Consider the following 16362-nt stretch of genomic DNA (forward strand, 5'->3'; position numbering starts at 1 on the left):
TGATGATTAATATTATTATAATAAATAGTTTGCCCGATCAAATATGATTATGGCAAAATAACTAATAATGTGTCAGACATATAATTAAAATAGTTATAAACATGAAACGAATTTTTATAGCATATAATGGCAAATTCGGGGAGCGCGTAATAGGGAACCTGTTAAATTACAGGAATTTCTGTATTTCCTGTGATAAATTGTGTATTTTTTGCAGGGACAATAAAAACCTGGATTTTTCAAAAAACATTATCGGGATATATATACAACCCCTGGATCTGCCCGGATATATTGAAGAGCCAAAAAAATACCTGCCCCATGTTCTTCCGGAAAACGACATATTGCTGGCAATTAACCTTCACCCGGATATTATCACCGAACTCCCGGTAATGGCAAAGGATTCCGGAACACGCTTGATAATAGCTCCTGTTGAAGAACCGAATTGGCTGTCGCCAGGATTAAGGAACCAGTTAAAAGAAAAATGCGAAAAATCCGGAATTGTATTTGCTGCGCCAAAACCATTCTGCTCCCTTAAAAAAGGTGATAATCCCTTAATTGACGATTTTATAGGGCAATTTGGAATTGGCTTTCCAGGATTTAAGATTACAGTCCAGAATAACAAAATTATTTCCGTACAGATCCTGACCAGCCAGCCATGCGGATGTGCATATTATGTGGCACAGAAACTTAAGAACACTCCGGTGGATAGCAAACTTGATGAGGTCATATCAGGGGCGCACCATGCATATCCCTGCACTGCCGGGATGGAAAGAGATACCGAACTCAAAGATACTATCCTGCACAAAGCAGGGTACATTATCAGGGAAGCAGTTCATAATGCCCTGGAAAATAAAGAATACATCTTCTAAAACTTGATCTTCTCGGTTTCTGATTCCCTCATATTGTTTTCCATTGTCCAGAAATATGCTTCCCCGGTATATATTTTAAATACTGCAAAGAGCGGGTCATCAGGCTTTCCTGTCCCAATTGCTTTCAAGAAAGGTCTCTCCTCAAGTAATCTCGCTTTGAGTTTGAGATCATCAAGAAACTTCACTTTTCCCGCTAATCTCATCATCTTCATTTTCGCAGGGTCCTGTGACGGGGCTATAAAGCAAACTTCAATTTTTGGATTCTTCTGTAATTGTTTGCATACACTTTTCGTAGTCCCCGTATGGAAATAAAAACCGCTTTCATCGGCATACCACATCAGGAACCCCCTTACTCTGGGCTGGTCAATGTCTGCGGTCGCAAGATAACATGCAGGATTCTTGTTTGCAAATTCAATATAATCTTTTAAATCCATAATTTCCACCGCCACTTGATTGATTTGCATATATAAATCAGTTATGGACACTAAGACTAATCCACCCTCGCATCCACAACCACATGCCAGACCCCGGGCGCATATTTCTTGATCCTGTGCATCCCGATTATCTTCGCACTCCTTCCATGCCTCTTAGAAGCATCCAATATCCTCTCCGCGGGACGCTGCTCAATAGCCTCCGGCACAGCCTCATGATAATGCAGGATACCTCCCGGTAACAGGGCGCTGATCCCTTGAGGGAGATATTCATGGCCATCCAGGTATCCCATAATAACGCGGTCTGCTATTGCACAGGGAGTTACTTCTGCACAATCCCCTGCTATGGGTACAATGATATTCCCTGCCCTGTTGAGAGTGATATTTTCCTTCAGAAACCCGAATGAAACCGGGTTTATTTCAATGGAAATTATTTTTTTGGGTTTTGAGTGGACTGCCATGGGTATTGAAAAATAACCTACCCCTGCGAACATATCAACGACAGTTTCATCCTTTCCAAGTCTGCTCATTCGTTTTTTTTCAGCAAGATTTCCCTGCGAGAACATGACCCGCATGGTATCAAGCTTAAAAAAGCAACCGTTTTCTTTATGAATTGTTTCAGTGCAACTCCCGGCTATGATCTCACGCAGAGGCTCTCTCATCCGGCCGATTATACCCCTGTCAAGAAGCACTGTTTTACATCTTGGATAAAGTGTGAGTAATGCTTCCCCTACCTCTTTTTTTCGATGTTCCAGATTTTCATTAAGAGTTACAATTATTATTTTCCCGATGACCTGCCATCCCCGCGGCAATAATTTTTTCTCAGTGTCAGGAATGTTAAGGATGCTGCTGAGTGTTTTTTCCTGAAAATAATATTCAGGTCTGTCTTGCTCAAACAAAAAAAATTCATCTGTTTTAAATGATTCCATAACAGGAATCTCAATAAAACCATTCTTTTTCACTAACTTCCTGTTTGTATCAAGAGCCGATTCTGAAAGTAGTTTCTGGCGGACTGATTCTGATTCTCCTGCACTTACGCGGACAGCTTTCATGAACTTCGGGCAATATACAGGATATCGCTAAGGATTGAGCTTGCAGTTTCAATCGAACCGGCACCCTTGCCGCTGATAGTGATCCTTCCTGCAAGGTCTGTTAGTATTGATGCCACGTTCAACGTTCCTCCTACTGCAAGGGGATGGCGTTTCGGAACAAGCCGGGGCGCTACCGTGAGTTTTCCTTCCCGTGCTTCGCAGATAAGTTTGACGACATAATTATTCCTGTTAGCCAGTTCAAGCGCTTCAGGCGTTATTTTCGTGATGCCCGTAACATCAACATCCCTGTAAGTAGAATCAAGCCCGAAAATGGAGTTTGCAATTATTACAAGCTTTATCGCAGAATCAATACCTTCAACATCATACGCAGGGTCGGTTTCGGCTATCCCCAGTTCCTGCGCTTCCTTAAGAACAAGATCATACGGCATTCTTTCTTCGGACATCCTCGTCAAGATGTAATTGCATGTGCCATTTAAGATCCCTTCTATCCCGGTGACAGTGTTTCCTGCCAGTGCTTCATGAACAAGGTTAAAAATCGGGACTGCTCCGCCCACAGTTGCCTCATACCTGAAGAAAAGACCGTTATCCTCTGCTGCCTCTTTCAATTCGTTAAAATGCAACGCTAAAGGGCCTTTATTAGATGTTACAACATGTTTTCCAGATTTGAATGCCAGGCGCATATTGCTGAGTCCAGGTTCCCCATTATTTATATTTGTAGGAGTGGCTTCAACAACAATATCATGTTCTACATCGCGAATGATATCAAGTGCATTCTTCGAACCGTCTGCAACTGAGCCTTTTTGTTTTTTTCTTAAAAGCGCGCTCTCAAGATCAATTCCTTTGGTATTTATTTCACAGCCTCTTGAATCTGATATTCCCACAACGCGAAGGTCAATTCCTTCTTTTTTAAGATATTCCTGCTTTGATAAAATGGAACGTGCGACACCCTGGCCTACTGCGCCAAATCCGATTATAGAAATATTGATTATTCTCATGATCCCACCGAATTCAGGCGAATAGGCTCTATCAGAAGAAGGTCTTTCTTGGCTGCAACTTCTCTCATTATATCAAGTGCCTTGCCCAACTCTTTTTCACCGATTGCATTGATCACAAGATAAGCTGATGAGGTTTTTTCAATAGCTGGCATTGAAAGAGACATATCCACGACTTCAGCAAATCCTGTTGAATCAATTTTATCAATAGTATCTCCCATATCAGAATGAACGATATGCCCGATAAGAACAACAGAAACCGTTGACCTTAATCTTTCTTCCCCGACCCTTGCTACTTTTACACCACTTTTTTCAAGCCGGTCAATAAGCTTGTTCAATACGCTGTGTTCTATCTCAAATGTTATCTGTACAGGTATTGATCCGCGTGGTGTTTTCTCGTCATGCTGGTGAACTACGCTCATGATATTCCCGTGGAATTCCGATATTGGCGAGAGCGCCAGCACCAGTTGTCCGGGGATATCCTTAAGCTCCAGGGTCATCGAAACTATCATGTCCCCAAGTATGCACAGGTAATTAATAAGTTTTTTTAGTGATGTCTTTTTGTTGATGAGAGACTTTTATAGGAATCCATGCACCCCAGAGTACAGAACATTTTTTCCCTGACTTGTTCACGGTTTATATATATTTCTTTGCTGCAATTCTCGCATTTGACTTCGATTATTTCCATGTTACATTCTCCTTCCAATTTTATGTTTGGATTTTAGCGTCCGAAAATTCAGACAACTCCCATTTCTGTATTCCCGGACATACTAAGCGAACGTCCCCTGTCAGCTTATTCCAATATCATTGGATAATATGATGTTAAGGTTTAAATGATTTTGCTTTCCCAGAGTGATGTCAATTTTGAAAGTCTCTCCATGCAAGCAATCCACCGGCTGCAACCATAGTGCCTGCAAGTGCAACCATATACAGGCCGTACCCTGCACCTGATTGCATGGATGCGCCCATAAAGTCGCCGGAGAATTCCCAGATACTTCTTATATTTACTACCCAGCCACCGATTATCAGGACACCGCATATTAACATCGCCATACTCCGGATTTTTTCCATGAGGAATACACTGACAGCTATGCTGACGATCCCCAGGGCAAGAACTCCCAGTCCCTGGAATTCCCATGTTGCTTTCTCACTCCAGAGGCCAAGCAGAAGCCCGGTTCCGCTGGCATAGCCAAGACCATTTACAGATATGCTTGATGCCGCGCCAAACATGCTTCCTTTTGCGCTGTACCATGGTAAAAAGACGCTTATTATAGATACAATTCCACCAGCCAATGCAAGAATTTGTGCATTTCCAAATCCATTTTTAGTTCCCATGCTGGCATTTTATGTATTTATAATATAAATTCGTTACCCACATCGAACCTGTCCGGATTTGTGATTTATGAGATTATTTTTTTCCCGGATATTTTATAAGCCCATCTGTTGGAGCTGTTTATATAATATATTTCTTCAGAATTCCCCTTTTCGATAAATTGAATATTTCCTTCCTGTACTTCACCTGATTCAAGTCTGAATCTTACAGCATCCCCGATAGTATATTTCATACTCTCATCCTGCCAGGTTAACAATGATCCGGATCTATTGTATCTGTCATATCATTCTTAGTTCTCATCGGGCAATCCGGACATAGCCGTCTGCATCTTCTCTCTTCATCAATTTGTGCCTCATTATTCATATTTATTCGACCTCAGACCCATCTAATAATATATTATATTATATTAAATATCCGGTTAGAAAATGAGCATGATATTTCGATTAATCAAAAAGTGTTACATTTTCCTGAAACTCAGTATACCGATCTCCATCATGATAGCCGCAAACAATACCAGCACCCCGGCATCCAGCAGGATTGGAAAATGGTTTATCCCCAGGATGATACCGCGCATGGCATCCACTCCGTAGGTCAGCGGGTTGATATAAGTGACAGCAGAAAGCCAGGGCGCAAGATTGTTCACAGGGAAAAGAGCGCCGCTGAAGAAGAACATGGGCCACATTACAAAGTTAATCACAAGGCTGAAACCCTCGGGGCTTTTCAGGTTCGCTCCTATTACAAGACCTATACTCACCATTGCTATTGAGATAAGGAGAAGCATCAGGAACGCTTCTACGATCACAAGAGGGGTAAAGGGAATACTTATAAAAAATCCTATAATTATGAGATATACCACCTGCACCATTGCATCAGTTGCCCCGCCCAGCATCTTTCCCGCAAATACGCTTGCTCTTGATATGGGCGCAACAAGCACTTCCTTTAAGAAATCAAGTTTCCTGTCCCAGATAATGTACACGCCATAAAAAAGCGATGTGAATAATACTGTCATGACCATTATCCCGGGATAGATAAATATCTGATACGGATACCCGCTGACTTTTTCGACTGTTGAGCCAAGACCTGCCCCGAACCCGAATATCCAGAGAAGCGGCGAGATGACCGATGAAATAAGCCGCTCTTTCTCACGAATATAGATTTTTGCTTCCCGAAGCCAGACTGCATATATACCTTCTATCTCGCTCATCTTTTCATCACCCTTTCCCAGAATCCGCCTTCAGCCTCTGCTTCACGGATATCCCTGCCTGTGTAATGCAAGAATACATCATTTAGCGTTCCTCTTCTTACCTCCACAAAATCAATCGGACCTGTGTTTAAAAGCAAATCCTGGAGATGTTTGCCTGCATCCTTTATGGAAATAAGAAGTACCCCTTCTTTCTCCTCAACTTTAATAACATAATCAAGTTTCCTGATTCTTTCGATATCAGGTGTTTTTTGTCTGATACTGATCACATCCCCTGCTATCTTTTTCTTCAGGGCAACAGGTGAATCTAACGCGACAATCTTTCCATAATCGATGATTGCAACCCTGTCGCAAAGCTGCTCTGCTTCTTCCATATAATGAGTTGTAAGTAAAACTGTCATGCATTCTTTCTGCGCAAGGTCTTTTATATACTCCCATATATGCTCTCTTGTCTGCGGATCAAGACCAAGTGTAGGCTCATCAAGGAAAAGGATTTTAGGATGGTGCATTATCCCGCGGGCAAGTTCCAGACGCCTTCGCATTCCGCCTGAATAAGTATTTACAAAGTCATCAGCCCTTTTTTCAAGATTCACAAGAGACAGGACTTCATCAATACGCTGCGACCTTACAGCTTTTGGGACTTCAAAAAGCAGGTTATGAAGAGCGAGATTTTCCCGTCCGGTCAGAAGGTCATCAACGCTTGCCTGCTGAAAGACGATACCTATTGATTTTCTCACCTTTCCCTGTTCTTTGACTATATCAAAACCATTGACCCAGGCTCTTCCTGATGTGGGTTTTAAAATAGTGCACAGCATTGAGATAAGAGTTGTTTTCCCAGCGCCGTTGGGGCCAAGAAGCCCGAATATCTCACCCTCTTTTACTTCGAGGTTCAATTCGCTAACAGCGGTTATTTTACCGAATGTTTTGGTAAGAGCCTCGGTTTTGATGCTCATACCAATTAATATGGTTTTACATATTAAAAAATTGATTGCCAGATTACAGGTTTGTTACATCACTTGCGCTTTCAACTACGATCTCTCGTGCATTCTTATATTCTGCGACTTTACCATTAATACGTACTTTGTCACCTATTTTCAAATTATCATACACTTCTTTTGCCCCATTGTCTTTTGAGATGAATACTTTGATATTGAGATTTGAAATTGAAAGGATCAGGTTATCCCCTTTTGCTGTCATCTGTTTTGAGAGGATCGTTCCTTCTGCATATACTTTCTCCCCGATCCTGGAATCTTCTGGATATGCGGCAACCTGCGGAATAAAACCAAAATAACCGATAATAAGTGAAAGGACTGCCATTATCAGCAGTACGATCACTATTTTTTCTTCTTTTTGCATTATCTCATTTATCTATCGAGACCAATGTTACATTGAAGATAAGGGTTTTTCCTGCAACTTCAGGGTTCTGGTCAAAAATTACAGATGTCTCATTGAAACTGATTTTTGTGGGGATCATCTGGCCGAACATACTGGGAAGTTCCACTGTTGTATCAGGGATCGGGTTACGTCTTAAAGTGATATTTGTATCATTTATATCAGTAACTGTCGTGGTAAAGGGATAACCTGGCTCCTGTATAACCTGGTTTTTCTTAACATTTGATCTTAACGTAATATTCTTTTCATCAATTTTTATTACTGTTTGATTCCATGGGGCTCTTGCATCCCATACATTGGATCCCAGTTTAAAGTCATAGGTAAATGACACTTCAGATGAGATATTATTGATAGTTATATTGATATTTGTATTTGGAATTTGCAGGGATTCGCCCACAGTATGATTTTCACCAAAAAATTGTTCAAATTGATCTAACGGAAGTACCTCTCCCTTTTTAACCGTATTATTTACCGGGACATCAATTATTATTGGACTTGCATAGATTTGTCCGGGATTAACAGGATACGCTTTTTCAGGAGGAATTGTTAATTTTTTGGTCTCTCCCACTTTCATTCCGACAACCCCTTCATCAAATCCTTCTATGACTGATTTTTTTCCTACAGTGAAATTCAACGGTTCGTAAGTCGCACCGGGAGTAAACAAACCGTTAGTCTTAGCAACACTTTCAATAGAAGTATCAAAAACTGTTCCGTTCTCGAAGCTTCCAACATAATTAACGGAAATATTATCCCCCTTTTTTACTGTTTGTGCTGTTTTATCCACGCAGCCGCTCAATAATACTCCAGCTGCTAATATTAGAATTAATAATTTTTTCATGATATCACCTCATCCAGAGTGATGATAACATATAAGTAATTTGTGATTATTCTGGGAGAACATATTTAAATCCTTTATTCATCCGGGAAATCGATATGGAAATACCGCCATTACTTAAACCATTAATAACACTGGGCATCAGTCTGGTAATAGCTGCTGCAATAAGTGTTATAATAAAGATCCTTCAAAAAAGAGCCGAAAAGACAAATACAAAACTTGATGATATTATTCTTCATGCAATCGGGAGACCGCTTTACATACTTGTTATTGTTGCAGGCATTTATTATGCCATCCACCAGACCCCCTATCTGGCAGGCCTGATAAATAGATATGACCAGGGTTACATGTACAGGCGCTTTATTATCACTATTTTTATAACATGGATAGCTGCATCTCTGGCAAAGAGGATCATTAAAGAGTATGGCTATGATATTGCAGCGAAGACCCAGGGAGACATGGATGACAGGCTCGTGGCCCTTGCAGATATGTCAGTAACTTACATTATCTGGCTGTTTGGTATTATGACCGCCCTGTTGAATATCGGATATAATATAACAGCGTTCATCACAGGTATGGGAATCCTGGGTCTGGCCATCGCGCTTGCAGCCCAGAACCTGCTTTCAAACGTATTCGGGGGCGTCACCATCACCCTTGACCAGCTTTATAAAGTCGGGGACAGGGTGGAAATGGGCGGGGTCTATGGGGATGTCTACGAAATAAAACCCAGATATACCAATATAAAAACACTTAATAATACCATTATCACAATTCCCAACTCCAAAGTAATCAATGAGCAGATAATTAATTATGCAGTCCCTGATGCCTCGGTAAGGGTAAAGATACCTGTCAGCGTTGCATATGGTACTGATCCAAAACAGGTGGAGAAAATCCTTCTTGAAATTGCAGGTAAAACACCACTTATCCTGAAAGAACCTGAGGCTTCTGTCCGCTTTACTGAATATGCTTCGTCGTCCCAGAACTTCGAATTGATTGTATGGGTAAGACATTATGATGACAGGCATCCCATTATTGACCGGGTTTTCAGGGAGATTTTCATTCGCTTTAAAAATGAAGGGATTGAGATGCCATTTAACCAGATGGATGTGCATATAAAGAAAGACTAATCTTGAATATCCTATACAGGCTGATTGTTCCTGAGGGCCTCTTTCAACGGCATTGACAGTTATACTGCATACAGACCTCTTCAATACGTAAAATCCGTTCTTGTGTCATATTTATGCCTGGTTTCCCATATTCATAAGTATAAGCTAAAAAACCATCTTAAGAACAAAACAATAAGATTACCAGCCGGAGCTAAATTTATCCGGGTGAAGTTTATAAGATGCTGTACTGCTTTTATCTCGCCCTGCTTTTTTCGCTGCTTACATCTATATATGCATCTATATATGCCCAGCCAGTATATTCTCCGGATTTCCGTTCGAAAGCGAATTTATTAGAGTCTTTCCTCTTTTGATCTTCCGAAGTATGCGGCGATCCTGCTACATATTGTGCCATACATTTCTCCTCACTCATTTAAGCGATTTCTATCGCTATGATACATTTCTGTACACAATAATTCTTAGAATTTACTCATATATATAACCTGGGTGGAGAAAGAGCCCATCCAATAGATCCGATCTAACGAGTGGAGCATAAATGAGCCGCAGAGGCACTGAGAGCTTGTCTGGAAATTTTACCAGCAGTTGGTTTACACACCGATTCGATGCACATAATTGGTTATGAGTGAGTATTCAGATGCGTTCCTGGACAGGATTACAGGATTTACAGGATGGAAATTAATCCTGTCCATCCTGTAAATCCTGTCCAAAATAAATATTCAGACAAGCTCTGAGGTATAGAGACGCCAATGAGGATCAATTACCGATGATTATAATATATATAAATTACTATAGGTACCTATATGACGGCTACCACAACGATATGTATAGATCCACGGGTAAAGGATAAACTTACCTCTCTGAAATCTCATCCGCGCGAATCGTATAATTCCATTATAGAAAGATTGACAAACCTGGCAATAGATGAAGAACCCCTCAGCGATGAGGCGATAAAGGGAATCGAAGAAGCCCTCGAAGATATAAAACACGGGCGCCTGCATTCCGAAGAAGAGATCATGAAAGATTTTGACCTGAAATGAGTTACAGGGTCGAATATACTTCAAAAGCAAGAAAAGATCTCAAAAAATTACCTCTGGATATCGCACAGAGCATAATCCGATCAATCAACAGAATAAAAGATGACCCTTATCCTCATGTAAAAAAGATCAAAGGGGCGCAAAAGAACCCTTTATATACTCACCGCATTGGTGAATATCGGGCTATCCTTTACATAGGAAATGAGCATTTGCTGGTCCTGGTGATAGAAGCAGGTCACAGGAAAAAGATCTACCGGAAACACTGAGAACATGAAGGCATGTTGCAATATTCTTCCGTGGAATCATACGCTACAGAATCAACAAAGAATGTTTGTTACGTTTTGGTGGACAATCATTTTTAAATTCTGTCAGCCCAATTCTTATTCCTCTCCCTTTAGCGGAAGTAATTCTAAATGGCATTAATAATAACTTGGATATTGATGATTTTTACAAAAATCAAGAATGTAGGATCTTGATCGATGAAAAATCCATATGTTATAATTTCGAACGACTTATATTTATTAAAAATACTGCAAAAAATATGGATAAAATCTAATATAAAGAACGAATAAGTACCACTAACTCAGCATGTTATAAAGTCAGCTTTCCCTCAGAACTCCCCTCAAAATTTCTCCAAAAAAGACATAAACGTCTTTTATCTATATTGAAATTATATATTGATAATATGACTGAGAAAAAAATTAATAAGGATTCCAAAGAAAAAAAGTGTAGAGCACTTACTGATGAAGATATTAATCTTTTAGATGCCAGTATGAACTATAACGACAAGTTGCTTAAACGACTTGCTCAGATGTAGTGCTGGTATTTCTTTTTAACCATTTTATAATTTAAGAATCCCTTGCTCTCCTCCATATCTCTTAATAATTTTATAATGAATCTCGATAATCTTTTGTGTATTTAATGAATCCATTCAAAGATATAGATTCTTTTGTAAAGTTATAGGTTTTTGGGATAATAGAAATTTCGCTTTTTCCTTATTGCAGGAGTCCCTATAATCCATGACTTACCCGATTCCGCCTGCAGGCGGTCAAGTATTCCCGCAGGGCAAACCCTGGGCGCATAGCATTTGCGGGCGCAGGGGACAGATTTCTTTTTGCATGAACGAAAGGGCGGTATTAGTTTTTCGAATCCTCTTTAGGGAAAGGGACAGCGTGAGATATCACATAAACCGCGAATGTCCGGGCATCCGGCACAGGACTGTCGCCCAACACCGTCCTCGCAGGGATTCGGCAAGCAGAACCGTTGGCGGCGCGCCGGGTGGTGGGCGCCCCGTTCCCCGTCTTGACTCATATACAATAATTGACCGTCAGGGTGGGGAGATGGATTTTTGTTAGATTAGTGATAAAAAAAATACTTCTAAATTTGTGTAATTTAAATCGATAGGTTCATAAAAAGCAATAAACCAAAAACTATTTTATCTAAGTCAGAGTAATGCAGCCACATTCATTTTGTTTTACGGAGTTTATATTTATGCGCATATCAGCAGGTAAGGGAGAACTTATAAGTAATTACAGTGGATTTCAGCGAATTATAAATCTCCACAAGCAAATAAAAACAATAAATTCCGGAGATGAGTTAATAGTAGAAATGCCCCATTGGTTTGATGCAAACATGTGTGCTCCTTTTGGGGCGATTTTATCATTTATAAAAAATAAAAATATTATTACTCTTAATGTTACAGATTCGGTTATGGAAATCTTGCAGAAAAACAAATTTTTTGACAAAGTTGGTTTTATTACCCCTCCTAAACTAGATAATTATAAATCTACTATTGAATATTTCCAATTTGATGTAAATGAGGATAATGCGTTCAAAAAATATGTTGAAACTCATTTTGGGAATAATAAACATGGAATTCCGAGAATGAGTAAAGAGCTCCTCAGAAAATTCAGAGAAAGTCTATACGAAATATTTGGAAACTCGGTCCTTCATTCAGAAACGGATTACATATTTGCATGTGGTCAACATTTTCCTTCCCAAAAACGTCTTGATTTTTCAATTGTTGATTTAGGCATTGGATTTCATGGAAATATAAATAAAATAATGAATTTAGATTTATCGCCTGAAGAGGCTATAGTTTGGGCAATGGAAGAAAATAAGACAACTAAAAGGGGTGGCGTTCCAGGTGGATTGGGATTAAAATTGATAAAGGAATTCATTGAAAAAAACAAAGGAAAAATGCAAATTGTAACCTACAACGGGTATTGGGAATTTTCGAATGGAAAAACAAATTTAAAAAAATTTGTTTCTGATTTTCCGGGGACTGCAGTGAATATAGAAATAAACACGGCAGATTCTACCTTTTATTATCTTGAGTCTGAAAATTATGAAAACATATTTTAATTAATGAGACGTATAGGTGTATAATGAATAATATAGTAAAAATTAATGTAGTTGAAATAGTAGGGGATAGAATCTGTGTTACTGATAAAGATGGGAAAAAAGTATATGATGTTATTTTTGATGCCCTTTCCAATAAAAAGGAAATCATACTTTCATTCGATGGTGTTACGGATTTAACATCAGCATTTTTGAATAATGCCATTGGTCAACTTTACGGTAATTTTAAGGAAGATTATATCAAATCAAAACTATCCGTTACTGATATGCCTAAAAATGACATGGTCATTTTAAAGAGAGTAGTTGATCGAGCAAAAAGTTTTTTTGAAGATCCAAAACACTTCATAAAAGTTGCTGATGCTGCTCTTGGTGATGACAGTGGTAACTAAAATTACGCACATAAACGATTATTCTCCGAATGTTGGAGATAGGTTATTTTTTGATGCTAATATTTGGTTGGCCATATATGGTCCATCACCTGCACATTGGACCCAAACACCATGCTCTTCTCTGTTTTATAAATTAATCAAAAACAACATTGATATTTACACAAACAGCCTAATAATTTCGGAAGTAGTCAATTCTTGGGCACGTCTTGAATTTAATCAGCAAAGAACAGTGCTTAATTTTAAAACAAATGAATTTAAAAAGTTTAGAGAAACTCCTGAATATCTGAATGTTGCGGAAGAAATATCAATTAACATAGAAAAAATACTAAGATGGTCAAAACGATTTGATTCCGGTTTAGAATCAATTGATATGGAAATCATAAATTCTAAATATAAATCCGGAACTTATGACTTTAATGATCTCATATTCAGAGAAATCTGTAAGGCCAATAATTTCATTCTTGTCACTAATGATAGGGATTTCTGTACAACTGATGTAAATATTCTTACGGCTAACAGCAATATGTTAACGATGCTTAGGATGTCTAACAATAGATGTCCGTGATATTTATATGGTTATAATGTGCCGGTTTTCAGTTCAAGACGATGCACAAAATGAGTATGGATACAGTCACAAACCTTGGACTTATAGCTTGTTTTTAGACCTCCCAACATTATTTGAAACGATATCCAAAATTTCTTCTTTTATTAAGAAAGTATGGTTAGTTTCATAATGTTAATTATCAATATACCTAACATGACCAATGAAAAATCCTCTATAAGTGCTGAATTAAAACTAATTACACCTATTAAAATAATGTCAAAAAATATGGATAAAACATAATATTAAGAAAGATTAAGAACTACTAACCCAGTATTTCACAGCGTCAGTTTTCACTCAGAACCTCTGGTTCGAATTTACTATCTTATGGAATACGTGCGGTCTATATTTTCTTTTGATAAAACAGAAATTTCTGAGGATGTTAATCGAATAATTGATTTGGTCCATAAACAAATGCGGGACCAGGATAAAATATCTAAATGGATAAGAAGATTTGATCTCAGTTTGGAGGATATTGTAAAAAAACATCTATAGCTACTGGTATTAAGGAAGAAATTATTTACTGTCTAAAAGATGTTGATATTCTTGAGATCTGTTGGGAAATCAGGAATTTAAAGAAATCATTACTGAATAAAGGTATTATCGAATCTATAACTGACGATATTGGAATTAAAAAGCGTGGAAAGTATAAGATTTCGCCCTAGTTTAAACCCATATTCCGTACCCTTTTTAGGAAGTGAAAAATAATTTTACTGCGCTTGGTTTTAAAATTTAACCGCGTATATTTTTTATACAAAATGCGGAAAATGGGCATATTTTCGCATTTAACGATTAATATTTTAATTGAGTATATTTAAAATAATAATTTTAAATCGAGATGCAAAGACAATAGACTTAAATTAAAATTTCTAAGAGTTAAGGGTACGGAATGTGGGTTTAAAGATATGCTTAATACCTATAAACCAGAGGGATATGAGTTATTCTTGCCCGGGGTTATACCCAATATTCAAAGCATGAACCGAGGAGACCATGATGAAAAATAATAATCCTGTATGAAATTATTCGAGGAGAACAATAGTTAATGAATGTGAAGTTTTATCTGTTTTTTACCGATCAGAGCATCAATATGGATGGTCATAGCCTTGGCATTACCATCGGTTTGTACGATAAATATAATGGTATTTATTAATAAATTCTCTTACAATTTTTAATTATTAACAGTTGGGTCATAAATCATAGATTTTCTACGTAATTCTTCAATTGATGACTGTAGCCAAAAATCGATCATTTTAAAACCGCGTATTTTACGAGCCCCTGTATATTGACTAACATCTAACATATATGCTTCATATATTTTTCCAGGACAAGCGCTTACAGTTACACGCGATTTGACTTTATGGATTAATCGTAAATCTACAAGTTCATGAATATGTTTAATGTTTTCTGTTTTTTCATCTATATCCAATAAGAACAAGTTAGCCTTTGCTTGATTAATGCAGAAATTACGTATTTTTTGCCATTCACTTTCGAGTTTTACTTGGTCTTCAAGAGTATCTCTTTTGAATTCTTCTTTTTTAGTTGATTCATACTTTCCTACTGCAACGTTCACATCTTCCGCTCCAATTTTTTCGCCTCTATGATTTCTTCCTCGTTCACGTGCCACGTCGATAGATTTTCTGAAGACACCTAAGAAATCTCTGGCAACTCCTCCGCTTGCCAGAACGAGTCGATCAACTGCTCCTTCACTTAAGATTTGGTCTATTGAGATTTTTCCACTTTCAATTAAAAAACCATTTAATATTTTAACGAGAAATTGCTTTGTTTGAGAATAGCTTTCCAATGTTAAATCAAGATCAATTTCGTCCGCATCATCTCCTATTTTGACTCCTACTGGAGGATCACTATGGATATACCACAGAGATCTATGACGTATTGTCCCAACTTTGAGCCATAGGTTATTTCCCTTGGCAATCCTGTGAAAGTAGTCTATAACATTTGCTTGGTCATTTCGACGTATATGATAAAGATCATCCAAAAAAATGTAAGAATCACCACTACTGAGTTCAGAAATTTGATGGAAAAGATTCTGATATTCTTTGATGTTTCTAAGAAGAAAATCAAATTTTTTCCTGTGAAAAGCTTCTTTTACTTCTTCACTTGCTGTTTCTTTCTCACTACCAGCAGATTTACCCTCTAAAGCAAATCCTTTGTTATCAGTACCTGCTTTAAGTTCATTTTCCTTAAATTTTTCTTTATCTAATTTAACTGTTTTTTCGGTTTCAATTTCATCGGCTGAATGAAGCAGTTCTTTAAGTTTTTTAATCTGTTCATCAAGGGATACTGAAATCTCTTTAGCCTTTTTCTTATCCATACCTGAACGATTTTTTTTATTTCTAAAAATCTTTTGACAAATCTTTTCAACAAAAGAAAATTTTTTATCATCAGATAATGCAAGTTCATTGAGCACAATTTCAAACTTCGTTAATGATTCTATTAATACACTTATTAGAACATCTGGAAAACTATGTCCTTTGTATGTTTCAAGATCAATGTAAGCAATCGGGCGTCGGTCTTTCTTAAGGTCACTAACTGCTTTTCTTAAAAGACTTGATTTGCCCGAACCTCTTCGTCCAAAAACTATTTGGTGTTGCTTGCTTTTTGCTCTATTAAGAGTTCCTTTGGCTGGCTCAACAAATCTTTTTATACCTTCTTCTGTTGAGCGTATAGCTTCCTCGATAATGGTTGAGAGTTTTTCGATTTCAGGGGAATCTAATATTTCATTCATAATAT

Annotated in this window: 18 protein-coding genes; 8 read left to right on the top strand and 10 right to left on the bottom strand. The window is 38.0% G+C overall.

The window, feature by feature from the left end; all coding sequences use genetic code 11:
* The first annotated feature begins 101 nt into the window (after positions 1 to 101).
* Positions 102 to 866 (top strand): thymidylate synthase, encoded by a 765-nt coding sequence (locus FIB07_11315; protein ID NJD53444.1) that lies wholly within the window; start codon positions 102 to 104, stop codon positions 864 to 866.
* Here the strand turns inward: FIB07_11315 and FIB07_11320 are convergent.
* The 9 genes from FIB07_11320 to FIB07_11360 all read right to left on the bottom strand — a co-directional run bounded on the left by FIB07_11320 (position 863) and on the right by FIB07_11360 (position 8105).
* On the bottom strand, positions 863 to 1300 hold the full coding sequence (locus FIB07_11320; GenBank protein ID NJD53445.1) for a pyridoxamine 5'-phosphate oxidase: 438 nt from the start codon (positions 1298 to 1300) through the stop codon (positions 863 to 865). The two genes, FIB07_11315 and FIB07_11320, sit on opposite strands and share 4 nt — an antisense overlap.
* Before the next feature lie 56 nt (positions 1301 to 1356).
* Positions 1357 to 2349, bottom strand: a complete 993-nt coding sequence (locus FIB07_11325; GenBank protein ID NJD53446.1) for a class I SAM-dependent methyltransferase family protein — start codon at positions 2347 to 2349, stop codon at positions 1357 to 1359.
* Entirely contained in the window at positions 2346 to 3344 is a 999-nt protein-coding gene (locus tag FIB07_11330) for a homoserine dehydrogenase (protein NJD53447.1), read from the bottom strand. The genes FIB07_11325 and FIB07_11330 overlap by 4 nt, the downstream gene beginning before the upstream one ends.
* Positions 3341 to 3853, bottom strand: a complete 513-nt coding sequence (locus FIB07_11335; GenBank protein ID NJD53448.1) for an amino acid-binding protein — start codon at positions 3851 to 3853, stop codon at positions 3341 to 3343. Before FIB07_11335 ends, FIB07_11330 begins: the two co-directional genes overlap by 4 nt.
* 346 nt (positions 3854 to 4199) lie before the next feature.
* Positions 4200 to 4676, bottom strand: coding sequence for a hypothetical protein (locus FIB07_11340; protein ID NJD53449.1), 477 nt, complete (start codon positions 4674 to 4676; stop codon positions 4200 to 4202).
* 455 nt (positions 4677 to 5131) lie between these two features.
* Positions 5132 to 5878, bottom strand: a complete 747-nt coding sequence (locus tag FIB07_11345) for an ABC transporter (protein ID NJD53450.1) — start codon at positions 5876 to 5878, stop codon at positions 5132 to 5134.
* Entirely contained in the window at positions 5875 to 6828 is a 954-nt protein-coding gene (locus FIB07_11350; GenBank protein NJD53451.1) for an ABC transporter ATP-binding protein, read from the bottom strand. The genes FIB07_11345 and FIB07_11350 overlap by 4 nt, the downstream gene beginning before the upstream one ends.
* 43 nt (positions 6829 to 6871) lie before the next feature.
* Positions 6872 to 7231 (bottom strand): nucleotide-binding protein, encoded by a 360-nt coding sequence (locus tag FIB07_11355; protein NJD53452.1) that lies wholly within the window; start codon positions 7229 to 7231, stop codon positions 6872 to 6874.
* 4 nt (positions 7232 to 7235) lie between these two features.
* Positions 7236 to 8105, bottom strand: coding sequence for an FKBP-type peptidyl-prolyl cis-trans isomerase (locus FIB07_11360; protein NJD53453.1), 870 nt, complete (start codon positions 8103 to 8105; stop codon positions 7236 to 7238).
* Between the two features lie 95 nt (positions 8106 to 8200).
* Here FIB07_11360 and FIB07_11365 point away from each other — a divergent pair, with 95 nt between their 5' ends.
* The 7 genes from FIB07_11365 to FIB07_11395 all read left to right on the top strand — a co-directional run bounded on the left by FIB07_11365 (position 8201) and on the right by FIB07_11395 (position 13575).
* On the top strand, positions 8201 to 9229 hold the full coding sequence (locus FIB07_11365) for a mechanosensitive ion channel (protein NJD53454.1): 1029 nt from the start codon (positions 8201 to 8203) through the stop codon (positions 9227 to 9229).
* A gap of 797 nt (positions 9230 to 10026) precedes the next feature.
* Positions 10027 to 10263 (top strand): hypothetical protein, encoded by a 237-nt coding sequence (locus tag FIB07_11370; GenBank protein NJD53455.1) that lies wholly within the window; start codon positions 10027 to 10029, stop codon positions 10261 to 10263.
* The gene (locus tag FIB07_11375) at positions 10260 to 10526 is read left to right on the top strand and encodes a type II toxin-antitoxin system RelE/ParE family toxin (GenBank protein NJD53456.1); all 267 of its coding nucleotides are present in this window, start codon (positions 10260 to 10262) and stop codon (positions 10524 to 10526) included. Before FIB07_11370 ends, FIB07_11375 begins: the two co-directional genes overlap by 4 nt.
* Before the next feature lie 753 nt (positions 10527 to 11279).
* Complete coding sequence (locus FIB07_11380; GenBank protein NJD53457.1) at positions 11280 to 11615, top strand: hypothetical protein; 336 nt, start codon at positions 11280 to 11282, stop codon at positions 11613 to 11615.
* 136 nt (positions 11616 to 11751) lie between these two features.
* Positions 11752 to 12624: an ATP-binding protein gene (locus tag FIB07_11385; GenBank protein ID NJD53458.1), complete on the top strand. Its 873-nt coding sequence runs from the start codon at positions 11752 to 11754 to the stop codon at positions 12622 to 12624.
* A 23-nt stretch (positions 12625 to 12647) separates the two neighbouring features.
* Positions 12648 to 13010 (top strand): DUF4325 domain-containing protein, encoded by a 363-nt coding sequence (locus FIB07_11390; protein ID NJD53459.1) that lies wholly within the window; start codon positions 12648 to 12650, stop codon positions 13008 to 13010.
* A complete protein-coding gene (locus FIB07_11395; GenBank protein NJD53460.1) occupies positions 12973 to 13575 on the top strand; it encodes a PIN domain-containing protein in 603 nt (200 codons plus the stop codon). The genes FIB07_11390 and FIB07_11395 overlap by 38 nt, the downstream gene beginning before the upstream one ends.
* Before the next feature lie 1204 nt (positions 13576 to 14779).
* Here the strand turns inward: FIB07_11395 and FIB07_11400 are convergent.
* Positions 14780 to 16357, bottom strand: coding sequence for a hypothetical protein (locus tag FIB07_11400; protein NJD53461.1), 1578 nt, complete (start codon positions 16355 to 16357; stop codon positions 14780 to 14782).
* Between the last annotated feature and the right edge of the window lie 5 nt (positions 16358 to 16362).

It is taken from the genome of Candidatus Methanoperedens sp. (assembly GCA_012026795.1).
GTDB lineage: Archaea > Halobacteriota > Methanosarcinia > Methanosarcinales > Methanoperedenaceae > Methanoperedens.